The following is a 17096-nucleotide window of genomic DNA, read 5'->3' as shown; positions in this document are numbered from 1 at the left end:
CCAGCGGCGGGCCTAGTCGGCCTTGATGAACCCGTTGGCCTGCGCGACCTGTTCGCTGGACATCCAGATTTCGGCGAGCGTGTCCTGGTAGAGGGCGCTGTCGGGGGTGTAGTACAGGCCGAAGCGGGCGCTCGCCTTGATCGGATACCCGTCGGGCATCTGATAGGGATCGTCCAACGGTAGGTGAATCGTCGGGCGCCCCGGCGCGCTCGGGCCCGCGCTGGCAGCGTGCGTGGCCAACGGCGAGGTCTCGTCGGTGTCCACGGCCGCGTGCCGCCCGGTTCGCGCCTCGGCCACGGGCGAGACGGCCTCGACGCCGGCGATGTCGGCAGCCGACCCGTCGAACGCGGCTTCGGCATGGCCGCCGCCCGGCCCGCCGGGCTCCGCCGCCTCGCGGTATTCGTCCGCCGGCTCCGGGTATCCGCCTTGCTCGGCGCCTTCGTCCTCAGGGACTTGCTCCACGGCGAACTCGGCGTAACCGGCCTCCGGCACGTCGAGATAGCCCTCTTCCTCGTCGAACTCCGGATACCCGGCTTCCGACAAGTCGGCTTCGATGACGACGGGGATGGAGTCGGTGTCCACCGCGTCGGGATTTTCCTCCCCGCCGTGGAACACGCTCTGGAACTCGTCCGCATCCTCCCCCGGGCCGGGCGACGCCTCGCCGCCGTAGTGCCCGCGATGCGCAACCTCCTCGCCCGCGAGCGCGGCCCCGGTCCCGCGCCCCCAGCTGACCTGGCGCTCGGGCTCGGCGTCCGCCGCGTGCTCCTCGGAGGGGTGCAGGTCATCGCGCCCGAAGTGCTCGGTGGCCGCCTCGCCGTCGTGGCCCCAGAGTCCGTCGGCAGGGCCGTATCCGGCGCCCCCGTCTTGCTCGGCGGCACCGGCGGCGGTGTCGCGACCGGCGCGACCGCGGCGCAGGCGGACGCCCACCAGCACCAGCGACGCGAGAAGCACCAGCGCCGCGGCGCCGCCCAGCAGCCACCACCGTTGCTGCCAGACCGGCTTCTTGGTGTGGGGTGGCATGGCCACCGCACTCGGCTGGTTCTGGCCCGATATCTGCAGGCCGCCCAGCAGGGGCGCCAGGTTCGAGGGGTCGGTGGTGAACGTGTTCTTCGCGCGGTTCCACGAGATGGTGCCGCCGGCGAATTTCTGCGAGACCACGTCGCCGTCCACGGCCTGGTCGCCCACCGGGGCGCCCAGCTTCCCGCCGGCACCGCGCAGCTTGTCCCAGGCGGCCTTCATGGCTCCGCGCACCACGAACGCGCCGTGCTCGGCCGTCCAGAAGATCACCGGCTTGTCGGCCGCGGAGAAGGTGCAGATCCGGCTCGACGGTATGCCGCCGTCGGACTCGTTGGCGACGGGGAACCCCAGGTCGCTGCCCACGGGGCCGCCCAGGGACTCGTACTTGGCCAGGATGTCGCTGTCGACGGCGTTCGCACCGGTCGCCGGGCTGAAGTACACCTTCCCGCCGGCGAAGTTCTGGGCGATCCCGTCACCGCCGATGGGGTACTGCCCGCCTTGCTTGGCGCCCAGCTTGCCGTTGGCTCCCCCGGCCGCGCGCCAGGCCATGTTGATGGCCGCGGTGGGGTCGATCGGCACCTGCAGGCCCTTCAACTGGTCAGCCAAGACCGCCGGCTCGGTCGTGAACTCCTTGGTATCCCGGTTCCAGGAGACCTGGCCGCCGCTGAACTTCTGCGTGGCGAGTTCGCCGTCGTAGGTCTCGTCGCCGACCGGCACCCCGAGGACGCCACCGGAGCTGCCCAGCTTGTCCCAGGCGGCGTTCATCGCGCCGCGCACGACGAACGCGCCGTGGTCGGGCGTCCAGAAGATCACCGGGTGGTCGCTGGCCGAGAAGGTGCTCACGCGGCTGTCGGGCCCCGAGAGACCGGGCACCTCGTTGATCGTCGGGAAACCCAGGTCGCTGCCGGCCGGACCGCCCAGCGACTCGTATTTGTCCAGGATCGGCCCGTAGGCGTACCGGGCGCCGGTCGCCGGGGTGTAGAACATCTTGCCGCCGTCGAACTCCAGGGCGAAGCCGTCGCCGACGGGGTAGACGTCACCCTTGCGCGCGCCCAGCGGTGACGTGTCGCCCCCGGCCTTCTCCCATGCGGCCATCATGGCCGCCTCGGCGTCGCCGATCGGGCTCGCGGCGCCCGTGGGAGCCAGCAATACCGCGGCCAGCGCTGTGGTCACCAAGCCGACCAGTGCACGCCCGACCAGCTTTCGCATGTGACCTCTCTGCCTGTTCACCAAGCCCTCCAGTCCACGGGTGTGCGCCGATCTGCGGCCATGCCCATATCCCGCGGCCCTGCGAGCGGAGGGTCATCCCACCAACGGGCCGTACCCCCGTAACGGTCCGCATTTTCGCCGGGCCCGCACAACATTGCTCCAATCGACGAGAAATGCGAACTCAATTTAGGGATATTACAAAAATGGATACCGCATCGATGTGCAAATGATGCCGAACCGGGTGCGCGTCGCAACGAAGCGTGCGGCCGTGCGCGCATCGTTCGGATCGCGCTGCCGCACCCCGGGGCCGTCGCGGGCCCCCGGCCGCGCTCCGTGACGTCGACGTCCGCGCACCCCTTCGCGCGCTCACCGGCCCCGTGGTCGCCGGGTTGACGATGTGCGACAACACCGTCGCCACCTGCAAAACGCATGCGTCGACGGTACGTCAGAGCATCAGCGGGCCGACACCGGACCGACGATTGCCGGATCGCGCGAATTTCAACTCATTCGCCCTCGATGAACTCCGGCGCCTGCGAAAGAGGCGACCCAAACCCGCTACGCGTCAGTAACTTCGCCGACGGGGACGAGTCCCGTTGTACGCGATGGGGATCCGGCTACACCCCGAGCCCGCGACCGATGATCTCCTTCATGATCTCGGTGGTGCCACCGTAGATGGTCTGCACCCGAGCATCGAGATAGGCTCGCGCAACGGGGTATTCGCGCATATAGCCGTAGCCGCCGTGCAATTGCAGGCAGCGGTCGATCAGATGCACCTGCTTCTCGGTGGCATACCACTTGGCCATTGCGGCCTGTTCGGCCGTGAGCTTCTTGTCCAGGTGCAGCCGCAGGAACTCGTCAACCATCACGCGCACCACGGTCGCCTCGGTCGCCAACTCGGCCAGGACGAATCGACTGTTCTGGAAACTGCCGATCGGCTTGCCGAAAGCCTTCCGCTCCTTGGTGTATTGCAGCGTCTGTTCGAGTACCTGCTCCATCGCCGCGGCCGCCATCACGGCGATCGAGATGCGTTCCTGCGGCAGGTTCTGCATGAGATAGATGAAGCCCATGCCCTCCTCGCCGAGCAGGTTCTCGGCCGGCACCTTGACGTCGGTGAACGACAGCTCGGCCGTGTCCTGCGCGTCCAGGCCGATCTTGTCCAGGTGGCGGCCCCGTTCGAAGCCCTCCATGCCGCGCTCCACCACGAGCAGCGAAAAGCCTTGCGCCCCTTTGTCCGGATCGGTCTGCGCGACTACGATCACCAGATCGGAGTTGATTCCGTTGGTGATGAACGTCTTTGACCCGTTGAGCACGTAGTGGTCACCCTGCTTGACCGCGCGGGTCTTGATGCCCTGCAGGTCGCTGCCGGTGCCCGGCTCGGTCATCGCGATCGCGGTGATCAGCTCCCCGGTGCAGAACTTGGGCAGCCAGCGCTGCTTCTGCTCCTCGGTGCCCAGCGCCAGCAGGTAGGGCGCGACGATGTCGTTGTGCAGCCCGAAACCGATCCCGTTGAAGCGCCCGGCGGCGGTCTCCTCGGTGATGATGGTGTTGTAGCGAAAGTCGGGATCGCCGCCGCCGCCGTACTCCTCGGGCACCGCCATCCCCAGAAAGCCCTGCTTGCCGGCCTCGAGCCAGACCCCGCGGTCGACGATCTTGGCCTTCTCCCACTCCTCGTGGTGGGGCGCGACGTGGCGCTCGAGAAACGCCCGGTAGGACTCGCGGAACAATTCGTGCTCGGGCTCGAACAGCGTGCGTTCGTATTTGATGGCGCTACTCGCTGAACTCACTGAACTCATGGGAAGACCTCCGGCGGAAGGGAACTCTGCCGCCCAACATATACCAACCACCCGGTTGGTCGGCAGGCGGTGGCTCTCACCGGGCGGCGAATTCCCGCAGGCTGGCGGCCAGCGCCACCGGAACCCGGGCCTTGATCCGGGTGCCGTCGCCGTTGTGCTCCTCGTGCTGGACCCGCCCGTCGGAATGCAGCCGGGACACCAGGTCACCGCGGTGGTAGGGAATCACCACGTCCACGGCGGTGTCGGTGGGCGCGGCGAGCTCGGCTATCCGCCGCCGCAGCGCCTCGATGCCGTCGCCGGTGCGCGCGGACAAGAACACCGCGCCGGGCAGGGCGTGCCGGAGTTTGGCCAGGGTCAGGTCGCTGGCGGCGTCGATCTTGTTGACCACCAGCAACTCCGGCGGCGGTTCGGCATCGTGTTCGCCCCGGTGGTCGGTGACGACGTCGGAGACGACCTGGCGGACCGCGTCGATCTGGGCCAACGGGGTGGCGTCGGAGCCGTCGACGACGTGCACCAGCAGGTCGGCGTCGACGACCTCCTCCAGCGTGGAGCGGAACGCCTCGACCAGCTGGGTCGGCAGGTGCCGGACGAAGCCCACGGTGTCGGTGAGCACGAACGGCCGGCCGTCGGGCAGTTCCGCGCGCCGGGTGGTGGGTTCCAGGGTGGCGAACAGGGCGTCCTGCACCAGCACGCCCGCCCCGGTGAGCGCGTTGAGCAGGCTGGACTTGCCCGCGTTGGTGTATCCGACGATGGCGACCGAGGGCATGTCGGCGTGCAGGCGCCGGCTGCGCTGGGTGTCGCGGACCTGCTTCATGTCCTTGATCTCGCGGCGCAGCCGGGTCATGCGTTCGCGGATGCGGCGGCGGTCAGTCTCGATCTTGGTCTCACCGGGACCGCGCAGGCCCACACCGCCCCCGCTGCCGCCGGCGCGGCCACCGGCCTGCCGCGACATCGACTCACCCCAGCCACGCAGCCGCGGCAGCATGTACTCCATCTGGGCGAGTGACACCTGGGCCTTGCCCTCCCGGCTGGTGGCGTGCTGGGCGAAGATGTCGAGGATCAGCGCGGTGCGGTCGATGACCTTGACTTTCACGGCCTTTTCCAGCGCGGTCAGCTGCGCCGGGGACAACTCCCCGTCACAGATGACCGTGTCGGCGCCGGTCGCCAGGACCACCGCGCGCAGTTCGGCCGCCTTGCCGGAGCCGATGTAGGTCGCGGGGTCGGGCTTGTCGCGGCGCTGGATCAGCCCTTCGAGCACCTGGGAGCCGGCGGTTTCGGCCAGCGCCGCCAGCTCGGCCATGCTCGCCTGGTTGTCGGCGGCGCTGCCTTCGGTCCACACGCCGACCAGCACCACGCGTTCCAGCCGCAGCCGGCGATATTCGACCTCGGAGACGTCGGCCAGCTCGGTCGACAGCCCGGCGACCCGGCGCAGCGCCGACCGGTCTTCGAGGGCGAGTTCGCCGACGCTGGGGTCCTGATGAGGAAATTCGGGATGTGTCATAGGCAATCTGCAATAGTGCACGCCGCATCGGCGTGGTGCATCCGATTCAACACTGCTGCGCGCTCCACCATTCCCCGCCGATTTCGCCGTGAGCGACCAGAACCGAGGGCCCGCGCAGGTGGCTGGTGGCGTCGGTGACCGTGACGGTCACGTCACCGCCCGGAACCCGCACGGTGAGGGTCCCGGTGTCGGCACCGGCATCGGCCAGCGCGGCCACCGCGGCCGCGACCGTCCCGGTGCCGCACGACCGCGTTTCCCCCACACCACGCTCATGTACCCGCATCCGCACCAGCCCACCCACGGGGGCGGTGAGCACCTCGACGTTGACGCCCTCCGGGAACTGGGCGTGGTCGAAGCCGACCGGCGCGGCCACATCGAGGGCCGCCAGCGCGTCGGCGCTCAGCCGCCGATCCACGCAGGCCAGGTGGGGGTTGCCGACGTCGACCGCCAACCCGGCGAACCGCCGACCGCCGACGACGGCCTCCCCGGTGCCGATCCGGTTGGCCTTGCCCATGTCGACGCTGACGTCGGCCCGGGCCGCATCCGCATGGTGCACCGTGACCAGGCGGGCGCCGGCCAGCGACCCGACGACGAACTCGTCGCGTGACTCCAGGCCGCCGGCCCGCAGGTAGTGGGCGAACACCCGCACCCCGTTGCCGCACATCTCGGCGATCGACCCGTCGGCGTTGCGGTAGTCCATGTACCAGTCGTCGGCGGCGACACCGTCGGGCAGCCGCCCGAGCACACCGGCCGCCAGCGCGGCGCCGGCGGTGGTGATCCGCAGCACCCCGTCGGCGCCCACTCCGCGGCGCCGGTCGCACAACGCGGCCACCCCGGTAGGGGTCAGCGTCAGCGCAGCATCCACGTCGGGCAGCAGCACGAAGTCGTTCTCGGTGCCGTGGCCCTTGGCGAAGATCATCTGCGCGACTCCTCGGTGTCGCCGTCGGCGCGGATCACCTGTTCAGGGTACTTGCCGCCACGCCCGCAACGCGGCGTCGACGAGACCGGCACCCGCGGTGGCATCGAGCCACCGTACCCGGTGGTCCCGGCGGAACCAGGACCGCTGCCGTCGCACGTAGCGCCGGGTCCCCGCGAACGTCTGCTCCCGGGCATCCCGCAGCGCCGCGGCTCCCCCACCGGCGTCGAGCGCCGCGAGAACCTGGGCGTAGCCCAGCGCGCGTGACGCGGTCACCCCGTCGCGCAGGCCGGCGCGCAGCAGGGTGCGCACCTCCTCGACCAGTCCCTGGTCGAACATCGCATCGGTGCGACGCGCCAACCTTTCATCGAGAATCGTTGTGTCACAGTCTAACCCGATGATGACTGCGCCCCAGCGCGGAGTGCCGACGCGCGGCGCCGACGCGGCGAACGGCTTCCCCGTCAGTTCGACGACCTCCAGCGCCCGCACCGTGCGCCTGCCGTCGGTGGGCAGGATCGCCGCGGCCGCGGCCGGGTCGCGGCGGGCCAGCTCGGCGTGCAGCCCACCCGCCCCGACCTCGGCGAGGCGTCGTTCCCAACGCGCCCGCACCTCGGGATCGGTGGCCGGAAACGACCAGTCGTCCAGCAGCGACTGGACGTAGAGCATCGACCCGCCCACGACGAGCGGTACCGCACCGCGGGCCGCGATCGCCTCGACGTCGGCGGCGGCGGCTCGTTGGTAGCGGGCGACGGTCGCGGTCTGCGTGACGTCGAGGACGTCGAGCTGGTGATGGGCAATGCCGTGACGCTGCTCGACGGGCACCTTGGCGGTGCCGATGTCCATGCCGCGGTAGAGCTGCATGGCGTCGGCATTGACGACCTCGGCGCCGGCCGTGTCGCCGAGCCGCTCGGCGACGTCGAGCGCCAGCTGCGACTTACCCGTGCCGGTCGGACCGATGATCGCCAGCGGTCGCAGCATCGGATTCACGGCTGCCAGGCGCCGACGAAGTACCCCACCCCGAACGGCGCGCCCCGGTAGAGCTCCTTGGCCGCACGCGGCCCCGGCCCGGCCAGACCGGCCAGCACCCCGAACGCGACCCGCCCCAGGATCGGCGGCGGCAACCGGGTCAGGGCGATGACGTCGCCGTTGGCCAGCGCGTCGTCGAGGGCCAGTTGCGCGGCGGCGTCACCCGGGTGGTGGCCGCCGGGGGCCGCCGCGGTCAGGGTGTTCGCGCCGTCGGCCACCACCAGCACGCCGACCGGATCGGGCGTCCCGTCGATCTCGGCGCGCAGTTGCCGGCCCCGGGCCGGCGCGGTGTCCGAACCGTGGTCGCCGCGGTAGACGTGCACCCGCGCGCGGGCGTCGGGCCGCGCCCGGCCCCGCACCCAGCCGGCGATCAGCGCACACAGCGGAAAATCGGCGGGCTCGCCGCCGTCGTCGCCGGGGCACAACCGGACGCGCACGTCGGCGCCGAACCCCGCGAACGTGCCGACACCGTCGGGGCCCAGCACGTCATCGCGGCCACCCGTGCCGATGACGACCCATCGGGACGGCAGCAACGCGGCCGCCGCCACCACCGCCGCGGCCAGGTCGCACACCTCGGCGGCGGCCCCTCCGGCCAGTTCGGGAACAAGTACGGGGGCGGACGGAACGATGGCGATGGCGCTCAGCACGCCACCAAACTAGCGTCTCGGGCCGCCGGTCCCCGCGGCCTGGCAAGCCTCCGCCGCCGGCCACCGCAACTCCCGGTGGTCAACCTGCCTGTCGGTGATCTCCCGTGCGGAACGGGACCGAACCACCGCGAAGTGCGCCTTCCCCGTGGGGGCATCCTCGCCGGTCCGGCCGCCAGCGAACGTCAGGCCCGGCCATCCGCCACGGCAACCGGGTGCCCGGAGGGGTCGGAACTCTCGCCGGCGCCCCGCCGCCTGCACGGGGCCGCGCCGACCCCGTCCCGGCCGGTCTGGGCGACCATCGTGGCGGCCTCGCCGCGGGCCAGCGCCACCGTCGCGATGATCACCACCGACACCGCCGCGATCAGCACCAACGCCTTGGGGCCGTCGGTGCTCAGCGTCTCGCCCAGCACGAACACCCCGAGCATCGCGGCCACCACGGGCTTGGCCACGGTCATCGTCGGCATCGACGCGGTCAGCGCGCCGGCCCGGAACGCCGACTGCTGGAAGATCATCCCGGCCAGGGCGGCCAGAATCCACGGCACGAACTCCGGGGCGGTCAGCACGCCGACCAGGCTGTGCTCGCTGATCTCCACGATCCCCTTGGTCAGCACCGCGAACAGCGCCAGCGACGAACCCGCCACCAGGGCGAGCAACACGGCCGCAAACGGGCCACCGGACCATGCCCGCGCGGCCAGCACGCACCCCACGAGCAGCGGGAGCATCACGCCACCGACGATCATCCACGTAGCGATCGAGGCGCGCTGCTGGCCCGATGCGGGGTCGCCGACGATGATGACCACCGCCAGGGCGCCGGCCAGGATCACCGCCCACAGCCACTCCCAGCGGGTCACCCGGCGATCGGTCAGACGGGCGTAGATCGGCAGCGCGAAGAGCAGCGCCGTGACCTGTAACGCCGTCACCAACACCACGGAGCCCCACGCCAGGGCGCCGGCCTGCAGGCTGTAGTTGACGATCGCCGCAAGACCGCCCAGCCACCACCGGGTGTCCTTCAACGACATGCGGAACAACTCCAGGTGACCGACCTTCTTGTCGGTGATCTCCTGCGCGGAGCGTTGCCTGATCACGTCGCCGACGGCGGACGCCATCGCCGCGCACAAAGCCAGCAACGCCGCGACATCGACTTTGGACATGCAGACCCCTCACCTCAAACCCGTTCCACCAGTGTTCCCCGGGCGACGGCAAATACACCAACTGTTTGGCATCGGTTCACCTACGACTGTGTGACATTGCGCGGTAGGTGACCGCCGGCCGGGGGTAACGCTCCACACCTACAGCACCAAGCTGTGCCGCAGCTGTACCCCGGCCAAGAGTTCCGGGCGCCCCCGCCGGCTATGCCTCCGCGCCCGAGGGGACCACGGCGGCCGGACCGCCGGCCGCCGGGCCGCTCTCGCCGAGTTCGGCGTTCATGGAGACGGCCTCACCGCGGGCCAGGGCCGCCGTCGCGATCACCACGACCACCGCCGCGGCCACCAGGGCGATCAGCTCCGGCCCGTCGGCCGTGAGGGTCTCCCCCAGCACGGTGATGCCCAGCACCGACGCCACCAGCGGTTCGGCCACCGTCATCGTCGGCAACGACGCGGTGAGCGAACTGGCCCGAAACGACGACTGCTGAAACACCGTGCCCAGCGCCGCGACCAGCACCCAGCCGTAGAGCTCCGGGGTGCGCAGCACGGTCTCCAGGCCACTGTGCAGCGTGTCGACGATCGCCTTGGTGAGTACCGAGAACAGCGCCCACGAGGACGCCGAGACCAGCGCGAGCAGCACCGCGGCCACCGGCCCGGTGAACACCCGCGCGCCCAGCACGCACAACACCATCGCCGGGCCGAGCACCAGCGCCACCACAGCCCACGAATGCAGCGACCCGCGCTGATAGCCGGCGGCGGGTTCGCCGACCGAGACGAACACCGCCACCGCGCCGGCCAGCAGGAACGCCCACACCCATTCCCCGCGGGTCAGACCCTGTTTGGTCAGCCAGGCATAGACCGGCAGCGCGAACAGCAGCGCCGTCACCTGCAAGGCCTGCACCAACACCACCGAGCCCAGGCCCAGGGCCACCGCCTGCAGGGCGAAGCTCGCCATGGCCGCCGTTCCCCCCAGCCACCACTTGGCGTCGCGCAACGACATGCGCAGCAACTCCACGTGGCCGACCCGCTGGTCGGTGATCTCCTGCGCGGAGCGCTGCCTGACCACGTCACCGGCGCCGGATATCAGCGCGGCGATCAGCGCCAGCAACGCCGCGATGTCCACCTTTCCGATGGCGACCTCCTCACCGACGCGCGGCCCCCGCGCCGCGCACGACCCGGCACGAGGTTACCTGCGCGCGCGGCCGCCCGGCGGCTACGCGGGTTGGCGCACCCGGCCGCGAAGCTTGCGCTCGACCTTCTTGTGCGTGGCAACCGCGTCGATCCGCGCCAGCTCGAAGGTGGCGGCCGTCATCACCAGCGCGGCCACCACCAGGGCGACCATCCCGGCCCGGCCGGTGTTCAGCGTCTCGCCGAGGACGACGACACCCAGCGAAGCCGCCACCACCGGCTGCGACACCTCCAGCGTGGGCATCGACGCGGTGAGGGCGCCGGCCCGGAACGCCGACTGCTCCCAGGCGAACCCGCCCAGCGCGAGCAACAGCCACACGTACACCTCGGGTGTCCGCACCAACGCCCACCCGCCGTCGTCGATCCGGTGGACAACTCCCTTGGTGAGCACCCCGAAGATGCCCCACAGCGAACCCGACACGAGGGCGTACAGCACCGCGGCCACCGCGCCGCCGCGCATCCGGGCGACCACCAGGCACCCGATCAGCAGCGGTCCCGTCACCGCGGCCACGGCGGCCCAGGTCTGCCACGATCCGTTCGAGTGACCGGCCCGCGGGTTGCCGACGGTGACGATCACCACCACCGCGGCGGTCAGCAAAGCGGCCCAGAGCCACTCCCGTCCGGTCACGCTGCGGTCGGCCAGCCGCGCGCTCACCGGCAGCGCGAACAACAGCGACAGCACCAGCAGCGCCTGCACCAGCAGCACCGAACCCTCGTCCAGCGCCGCAGCCTGCAACGCGATACTCACCACGAGCAGCAGCGCACCCCAGCGCCACCGCTGGTTGCGCAGCAGGACCGCGAACAATTCCAGGTGCCCGACCGATCGGTCGATGATCCGGTGCGTGGCCCGTTGTTGCAGTACATCGCCGATCGCCACGCACAGCGCCGCACTCAACGCGAGCAGGGTGGCGAGATCCACCTTCGCCATGAACGATTTCTCCGTCGTGTCGTGAGGGGACATGAGCAGATAACTTCGTATCTCTCCACTGTTGCACAATCTCGGTGTCCGGGCGGTGACGGGAAGGTGGCGGCATGCGGCCCGGCAAGCTGTTTGAATACTGTGGGGACGGTCGAGGAGCAGCTGGTGATGGGCCACCCGGCGTGGGCGGCACCGGCCCTCCGGCCGGACGGGCGCCGCTACGCGCGGCAGATGCGCGGGACAGATCCCGCGCGGAAGGGTTGCAAGAGGGTGATGGCGAGCGTATGACGGCTGACGAGCCCCGCAGCAACGATTCGGCCGAACCGGCGCTGGAGCCGGACACTCAGTCGGTTTCGGGGCCGGTTTCCGGGCCGGTCGACCCGCCGGCCGCCCAGCCGGTGCCGCGCCCCGGTCCCCGCCCCGGACCCCGGCCCACACCGCGGCCCGCCGCCCACCCGGTACCGGCGCCCCCGCGCAGCAACCCGCACCAGTTCGGGCGCGTGGACGACGACGGCACGGTCTGGCTGGTCAGCGCCGCCGGTGAGCGTGTCGTCGGCTCCTGGCAGGCCGGTGACCCCGAAGCCGCGTTCGCCCACTTCGGCCGGCGGTTCGACGACCTCAGCACCGAGGTCACGCTCATGGAGGAGCGGCTGGCGTCGGGGACAGGGGACGCCCGCAAGATCAAAGCGCACGCCGCCGAGCTGGCCGAGACGTTGCCGACGGCGTCGGTGCTGGGCGATGTCGACGCCCTCGCCGCCCGCCTGGACAGCCTGGTCAACCAGGCCGACGCCGGCATCGCCGCGGAGCGCGCGCGCCGCGACGAACAGCGGGCCGCGCAGACCGCGCGCAAGGAGGCGCTGGCCGCCGAGGCCGAGGACCTGGCCACCAACTCCATCCAGTGGAAGGCCGCCGGCGACCGGCTGCGGACAATTCTCGACGAGTGGAAGACCATCAACGGCCTCGACCGCAAGGTCGACGACGCGCTGTGGAAGCGCTATTCCGCGGCCCGGGAAACCTTCAACCGGCGGCGGGGATCGCATTTCGCCGAACTGGACCGGGAGCGCTCGGCGGTCCGGCAGGCCAAGGAGCGGCTCTGCGAACAGGCCGAGGAGCTGTCCGATTCGACGGACTGGGCCGCCACCAGCGCGGAGTTCCGCAAGCTGCTCACCGACTGGAAGGCGGCGGGACGGGCGTCCCGCGACGTCGACGACGCGCTGTGGCGACGCTTCAAGGCCGCCCAGGACACCTTCTTCTCGGCACGCAACGCCGCGACGGCGGAGAAGGACGCCGAATTGCGCGCCAACGCCACCGCCAAGGAGGCGCTGCTGGCCGAGGCCGAGAAGCTCGACACCGGCAACCATGACGCCGCCAGGGCGGCGCTGCGGTCGATCGTGGACAGGTGGGAAGTCATCGGCCGGGTGCCGCGGGAACGGTCCGCCGAGCTGGAGCGGCGGCTGCGCGCGGTCGAGAAGAAGGTGCGCGACGCCGGCGAAGCCGACAGGTCGGATCCCCAGGCGCAGGCCCGGGCCGAGCAGTTCCGCGTTCGCGCCGAGCAGTACGAGCAGCAGGCCCAGAAGGCGGCGGCCGCCGGCCGCACCAAAGACGCCGAGGAGGCGAAGGCCAACGCCGAACAGTGGCGGCAGTGGGCGCAGGCGGCCGCTGCGGCGCTGCGGCGCTGACCCTAGCGGTCGTCCTGCTGCGGATCCGCCGGCTTGGGGACACCCCGGGCGGCGTCCGGGTCACCGGCCCCGTCCGGGTCGTGGGGGCGGCCCGGCTTGCCGAGGCTGTCCAACAGCGTCATCGACTGCTGCCGGGCCGCGGCCCGTCGCCGCTCCTCCTCGGCCGCGAGCTGCACGATCGTGCGCGACCACACCACGCGGGCCCACTGGTAGGTCAGCACGATCACGGTGATCCAGGCGACGATCAGGCCCCAGCCCGGGCCCGGGTGCCCGGCGGTCACGGTTTGGCGCGACCAGACCGCCAGCAGCCCGGCCGGGCAGGCGAGCGCCGAACCCACCAGAGCGATCCAGGCCAGCGCCCAACGCCGCGTCATCAGCGCCAGCATCGAGAAACCGACCCCGAACACCAGCGCCAGCCAGGCGAACACCCGGGAGGGCAGGGCGACCGCGGCCGCGCCGGCGCCGTGGCTGCTGAACAGCACGTCCCAGCCGCGCACGTCACCGGTGTGCGGGAGGATGAACGTGGCCAGCAGCACGAACACCAGGATCGAGATCACGAAACCGCGTGGCCCCGGCTCGATCTGACGCGCCACCCGGCGCTCCGCCGCCTCGATCTCGGTGCGCAGGGCGTCCAGCTGCGTGTGTTGTTTCTTCGTCATCGCTCACATCCGAGGGGTTCGGCCGGGCCGACGGGCGGCCCGACGGCGGGCATGCCGAGACCGGTGCCGCGCGGGCGCTGCCCGGCGGCGTGCGCATCGCCCGCCCGGGTGCGCCGGTGGTTCAGGATTCCCGCGTCGGCGATCAGGTGGTGGGGCGCGGCAGCGGTGACCGCCGCGGTGACGACGTCACCGGGCCGCACCGCGTCGGTGCACTGCCCCGCGCCGAAGTGCACCAGCCGGCCGTCGCGGGCCCGGCCGGTCATCCGCGCGGTATGGGGGTCCTTGCGGCCCTCACCGGCGGCCACGAGCAATTCGACGGTCTGCCCGACCAGGGCCCGGTTGCCTTCCAGCGAGATCTGCTCCTGCAGCTCGACCAGCCGTTCGTAGCGTTCCTGCACCACGGCTTTCGGTAGCTGCCCCTCGAGTTCGGCGGCGACGGTGCCCGGCCGTTTGGAGTACTGGAAGGTGAACGCCGCGGCGAACCGGGCCCGGCGCACCACGTCGAGCGTGGCCGCGAAGTCCTCTTCGGTCTCACCGGGGAAGCCGACGATCAGATCGGTGGTGATGGCGGCGTGCGGCATGGCCGCCCGAACGCGGTCGATGATGCCCAGGTAGCGCTCGGCGCGGTAGGAACGCCGCATCGCGCGCAGGACGCGGTCGGACCCCGACTGCAGCGGCATGTGCAGGGCGGGGCAGACGTTCGGCGTCTCGGCCATGGCCTCGATGACGTCGTCGGTGAACTCGGCCGGGTGCGGCGACGTGAACCGGACCCGCTCCAGCCCGTCGATGCGGCCACAGGCACGCAGCAGCTTGGCGAAGGCGCCCCGGTCGCGCGGCTGCGCCGGATCGGCGAACGACACCCCGTAGGCGTTGACGTTCTGGCCCAGCAGGGTGACCTCGAGCACGCCGTCGGCCACCAGGGAGCCGACCTCGGCCAGGATGTCGTCCGGGTTGCGGTCCACCTCCTTGCCGCGCAGCGCCGGCACGATACAGAAGGTGCAGGTGTTGTTACAGCCGACGGAGATCGACACCCAGGCGGCATAGGCGGAGTCGCGGGCGGTGGGCAGCGAGGACGGAAACTGTTGCAGCGCTTCGGCGATCTCCACCTGGGCGACCTTGTTGTGCCGGGCCCGGTCGAGCAGCGTGGGCAGCGACCCGATGTTGTGGGTGCCGAAGACGACGTCGACCCAGGGCGCCTTGCGCAGCAGCGCGTCGCGGTCCTTCTGCGCCAGGCAACCGCCGACCGCGATCTGCATGTCGGGGTTGTCGCGTTTGCGCGGCGCGAGGTGGCTGAGGTTGCCGTAGAGCTTGTTGTCGGCGTTCTCGCGCACGGCGCAGGTGTTGAACACCACGACATCGGCGTCGCCGTCCTCGGCCGCGCGCCGGTAACCGGCCGCCTCCAGTAGACCGGCCAACCGCTCGGAATCGTGGACGTTCATCTGGCACCCGTACGTGCGGACTTGGTAGGTGCGCACCGGCGAGGGCCCGAGCCCGGGCCGGTCTGCGGGGCCATCGCAGGCCCCGCGCGTCACCATCGAAGTCACGGGGCCATGGTACGGCTTCGGCGTTACGCGGCCGCCGGCCGCGCACGTCACACCCGGCGGCGCTCCCGCTCGGCGGCCAGCTCGGCGAGGACGACCTCGCACGCCAGGTTCTGGCTGTAGCCGCGGCGCGCCAGCATCCCGACCAGCCTGCGGCTCACCCGCATCTCGTCCTTACCGCCCCCGCCGAGCGCCTCGCGCCGCAGCTTCGACCGGACCAGCTTGGCGGCCAGGTCGCGTTCGGCGCCGGCGTCGATGCCGCCCAGCGCCGCGGTGATCACGTCGTCGTCGACACCCTTGGTGTGCAACTCGGCGGCCAGGGCGCGCCTGCTCTTGCCGGCGTTGGCCCGCCGGGAGCGCACCCACTGCTGCGCGAAGTCGGTGTCGTCCACCAGCCCGGCGGCGGCCAGCCGGTCGAGCACCCGCACGCTGACGTCGTCGGGGTATCCGCGTTTGGCCAGCGCACCGGCCAACTCGGCCCGGGTGCGCGCTCTCCCGGTGAGCAGGCGCAGGCACAACGCCCGCGCCTGCTCCTCGCGGGAGGGCTCAGAAGTCGACGGGGGCGGGCAGGACGTCATCAGCGGTCACGACCGCGCCGATGCCAAGCTTTTCCTTGATCTTCTTCTCGATCTCGTTGGCCACGTCGGCGTTCTCCATCAGGAAGGTGCGGGCGTTCTCCTTGCCCTGCCCGAGCTGCTCGCCCTCGTAGGTGAACCAGGAGCCGGATTTGCGGATGAAACCCTGATCCACCCCCATGTCGATCAGCGAACCTTCCTTGCTGATGCCTTTGCCGTAGAGGATGTCGAACTCGGCCTGCTTGAAGGGCGGCGACACCTTGTTCTTGACGACCTTGACCCGGGTGCGGTTACCGACCGCGTTGGTGCCGTCCTTGAGCGTCTCGATGCGGCGCACGTCCAAGCGCACCGACGCGTAGAACTTCAAAGCCTTTCCGCCCGTGGTCGTCTCGGGGCTGCCGAACATCACGCCGATCTTTTCGCGGAGCTGGTTGATGAAGATCGCCGTGGTTCCCGAGTTGTTGAGCGCGCCGGTCATCTTCCGCAGCGCCTGGCTCATCAGCCGGGCCTGCAGCCCGACGTGGCTGTCGCCCATCTCCCCTTCGAGCTCCGCGCGCGGCACCAGCGCCGCCACCGAGTCGATGACCAGGATGTCCAGGGCGCCGGAGCGGATCAGCATGTCGGCGATCTCGAGGGCCTGCTCGCCGGTGTCGGGCTGGCTGACCAGCAGGGAGTCGGTGTCCACGCCGAGGTTTTTCGCGTACTCGGGGTCCAGGGCGTGCTCGGCGTCGATGAACGCCGCCACGCCGCCGGCGGCCTGGGCGTTGGCCACCGCGTGCAGGGCCACGGTGGTCTTACCCGAGGACTCCGGGCCGTAGATCTCCACGACCCGCCCGCGGGGCAGGCCGCCGATGCCCAGGGCCACGTCCAGTGCGATGGATCCGGTCGGGATGACCGAGATCGGCTGGCGTATCTCGTCGCCGAGACGCATCACCGAGCCTTTGCCGTAGTTCTTCTCGATCTGGGCCATCGCCAGTTCGAGTGCCTTCTCGCGGTCGGGGGCTTGCGCCATGGTGTCTCTCCTATAGTCGGTGTGTTCTTCTGACCGGTGCCGGTCGGTTGGCCGTGACACTAGAGAAGGCCACCGACAAGTCGATTCTGACGAACGCCCACCACAGTAGACGAACACCTGTTCGATTCAAGCGGACACGCCAGGGAGGACACGAACTCGTCGGCCGCCCGCTAGCGCCCTGCGGGGCGCCGAGTCCGCGCGGGGTGCACCGAACCTGCGGTCACGGCGTGATCTGGGGCCGCGCGCCCGCCGTGGACGCAGTCCCGGGA

Annotated in this window: 14 protein-coding genes; 1 reads left to right on the top strand and 13 read right to left on the bottom strand. The window is 71.0% G+C overall.

Features of this window, described 5'->3' with window-relative positions:
* Window positions 1-12: 12 nt before the first annotated feature.
* The 9 genes from ACJ512_RS10065 to ACJ512_RS10025 form a co-directional block, all read right to left on the bottom strand.
* Window positions 13-2247, bottom strand: a complete 2235-nt coding sequence (locus tag ACJ512_RS10065; RefSeq protein ID WP_407686805.1) for an LGFP repeat-containing protein — start codon at window positions 2245-2247, stop codon at window positions 13-15.
* A gap of 593 nt (window positions 2248-2840) precedes the next feature.
* Window positions 2841-4010 carry an acyl-CoA dehydrogenase family protein gene (locus tag ACJ512_RS10060; protein ID WP_407686806.1) on the bottom strand — a complete coding sequence of 390 codons (1170 nt, stop codon included), beginning with the start codon at window positions 4008-4010 and terminating at the stop codon, window positions 2841-2843.
* 85 nt (window positions 4011-4095) lie between these two features.
* Entirely contained in the window at window positions 4096-5520 is a 1425-nt protein-coding gene (gene hflX / locus ACJ512_RS10055; RefSeq protein ID WP_407686807.1) for a GTPase HflX, read from the bottom strand.
* Window positions 5521-5566: 46 nt separating this feature from the next.
* Entirely contained in the window at window positions 5567-6439 is an 873-nt protein-coding gene (dapF, locus tag ACJ512_RS10050) for a diaminopimelate epimerase (protein WP_407686808.1), read from the bottom strand.
* 42 nt (window positions 6440-6481) lie between these two features.
* Complete coding sequence (gene miaA, locus ACJ512_RS10045) at window positions 6482-7411, bottom strand: tRNA (adenosine(37)-N6)-dimethylallyltransferase MiaA (RefSeq protein WP_407686830.1); 930 nt, start codon at window positions 7409-7411, stop codon at window positions 6482-6484.
* Window positions 7412-7419: 8 nt separating this feature from the next.
* A complete protein-coding gene (locus ACJ512_RS10040) occupies window positions 7420-8109 on the bottom strand; it encodes a class III extradiol ring-cleavage dioxygenase family protein (RefSeq protein ID WP_407686809.1) in 690 nt (229 codons plus the stop codon).
* Window positions 8110-8291: 182 nt separating this feature from the next.
* Window positions 8292-9260 carry a DMT family transporter gene (locus ACJ512_RS10035; RefSeq protein ID WP_407686810.1) on the bottom strand — a complete coding sequence of 323 codons (969 nt, stop codon included), beginning with the start codon at window positions 9258-9260 and terminating at the stop codon, window positions 8292-8294.
* 199 nt (window positions 9261-9459) lie between these two features.
* Window positions 9460-10386 carry a DMT family transporter gene (locus ACJ512_RS10030; RefSeq protein WP_407686831.1) on the bottom strand — a complete coding sequence of 309 codons (927 nt, stop codon included), beginning with the start codon at window positions 10384-10386 and terminating at the stop codon, window positions 9460-9462.
* An 81-nt stretch (window positions 10387-10467) separates the two neighbouring features.
* Window positions 10468-11370, bottom strand: coding sequence for a DMT family transporter (locus ACJ512_RS10025; protein WP_407686811.1), 903 nt, complete (start codon window positions 11368-11370; stop codon window positions 10468-10470).
* A 275-nt stretch (window positions 11371-11645) separates the two neighbouring features.
* On the opposite strand from ACJ512_RS10025, the gene ACJ512_RS10020 reads away from it, so the two are divergent.
* Window positions 11646-13040, top strand: coding sequence for a DUF349 domain-containing protein (locus ACJ512_RS10020; protein WP_407686812.1), 1395 nt, complete (start codon window positions 11646-11648; stop codon window positions 13038-13040).
* 2 nt (window positions 13041-13042) lie between these two features.
* Here ACJ512_RS10020 and ACJ512_RS10015 read toward each other — a convergent pair whose 3' ends face one another.
* Genes ACJ512_RS10015 through recA form a run of 4 tightly spaced genes read right to left on the bottom strand, consistent with a single transcriptional unit; the run spans window position 13043 to window position 16827 of the window.
* Window positions 13043-13699: an Rv2732c family membrane protein gene (locus ACJ512_RS10015; RefSeq protein WP_407686813.1), complete on the bottom strand. Its 657-nt coding sequence runs from the start codon at window positions 13697-13699 to the stop codon at window positions 13043-13045.
* A complete protein-coding gene (gene miaB, locus ACJ512_RS10010) occupies window positions 13696-15234 on the bottom strand; it encodes a tRNA (N6-isopentenyl adenosine(37)-C2)-methylthiotransferase MiaB (RefSeq protein ID WP_407686832.1) in 1539 nt (512 codons plus the stop codon). Before miaB ends, ACJ512_RS10015 begins: the two co-directional genes overlap by 4 nt.
* 56 nt (window positions 15235-15290) lie before the next feature.
* Window positions 15291-15821 carry a recombination regulator RecX gene (recX, locus tag ACJ512_RS10005; protein WP_407686833.1) on the bottom strand — a complete coding sequence of 177 codons (531 nt, stop codon included), beginning with the start codon at window positions 15819-15821 and terminating at the stop codon, window positions 15291-15293.
* Window positions 15787-16827, bottom strand: coding sequence for a recombinase RecA (gene recA / locus ACJ512_RS10000; protein ID WP_407686814.1), 1041 nt, complete (start codon window positions 16825-16827; stop codon window positions 15787-15789). The genes recX and recA overlap by 35 nt, the downstream gene beginning before the upstream one ends.
* Window positions 16828-17096: the final 269 nt, after the last annotated feature.

It is taken from the genome of Mycobacterium cajalii (assembly GCF_045809005.2).
GTDB lineage: Bacteria > Actinomycetota > Actinomycetes > Mycobacteriales > Mycobacteriaceae > Mycobacterium.
This window is presented reverse-complemented; position numbering and strand designations above follow the sequence as displayed.

Coding starts and splice junctions, on each gene's coding strand:
- ACJ512_RS10015 (WP_407686813.1), bottom strand. CDS start 13,699: ATGACGAAGAAACAACACACGCAGCTGGACGCCCTGCGCACCGAGATC.
- hflX (WP_407686807.1), bottom strand. CDS start 5,520: ATGACACATCCCGAATTTCCTCATCAGGACCCCAGCGTCGGCGAACTC.
- dapF (WP_407686808.1), bottom strand. CDS start 6,439: ATGATCTTCGCCAAGGGCCACGGCACCGAGAACGACTTCGTGCTGCTG.
- miaB (WP_407686832.1), bottom strand. CDS start 15,234: ATGGTGACGCGCGGGGCCTGCGATGGCCCCGCAGACCGGCCCGGGCTC.
- ACJ512_RS10020 (WP_407686812.1), top strand. CDS start 11,646: ATGACGGCTGACGAGCCCCGCAGCAACGATTCGGCCGAACCGGCGCTG.
- recA (WP_407686814.1), bottom strand. CDS start 16,827: ATGGCGCAAGCCCCCGACCGCGAGAAGGCACTCGAACTGGCGATGGCC.
- ACJ512_RS10035 (WP_407686810.1), bottom strand. CDS start 9,260: ATGTCCAAAGTCGATGTCGCGGCGTTGCTGGCTTTGTGCGCGGCGATG.
- ACJ512_RS10025 (WP_407686811.1), bottom strand. CDS start 11,370: ATGGCGAAGGTGGATCTCGCCACCCTGCTCGCGTTGAGTGCGGCGCTG.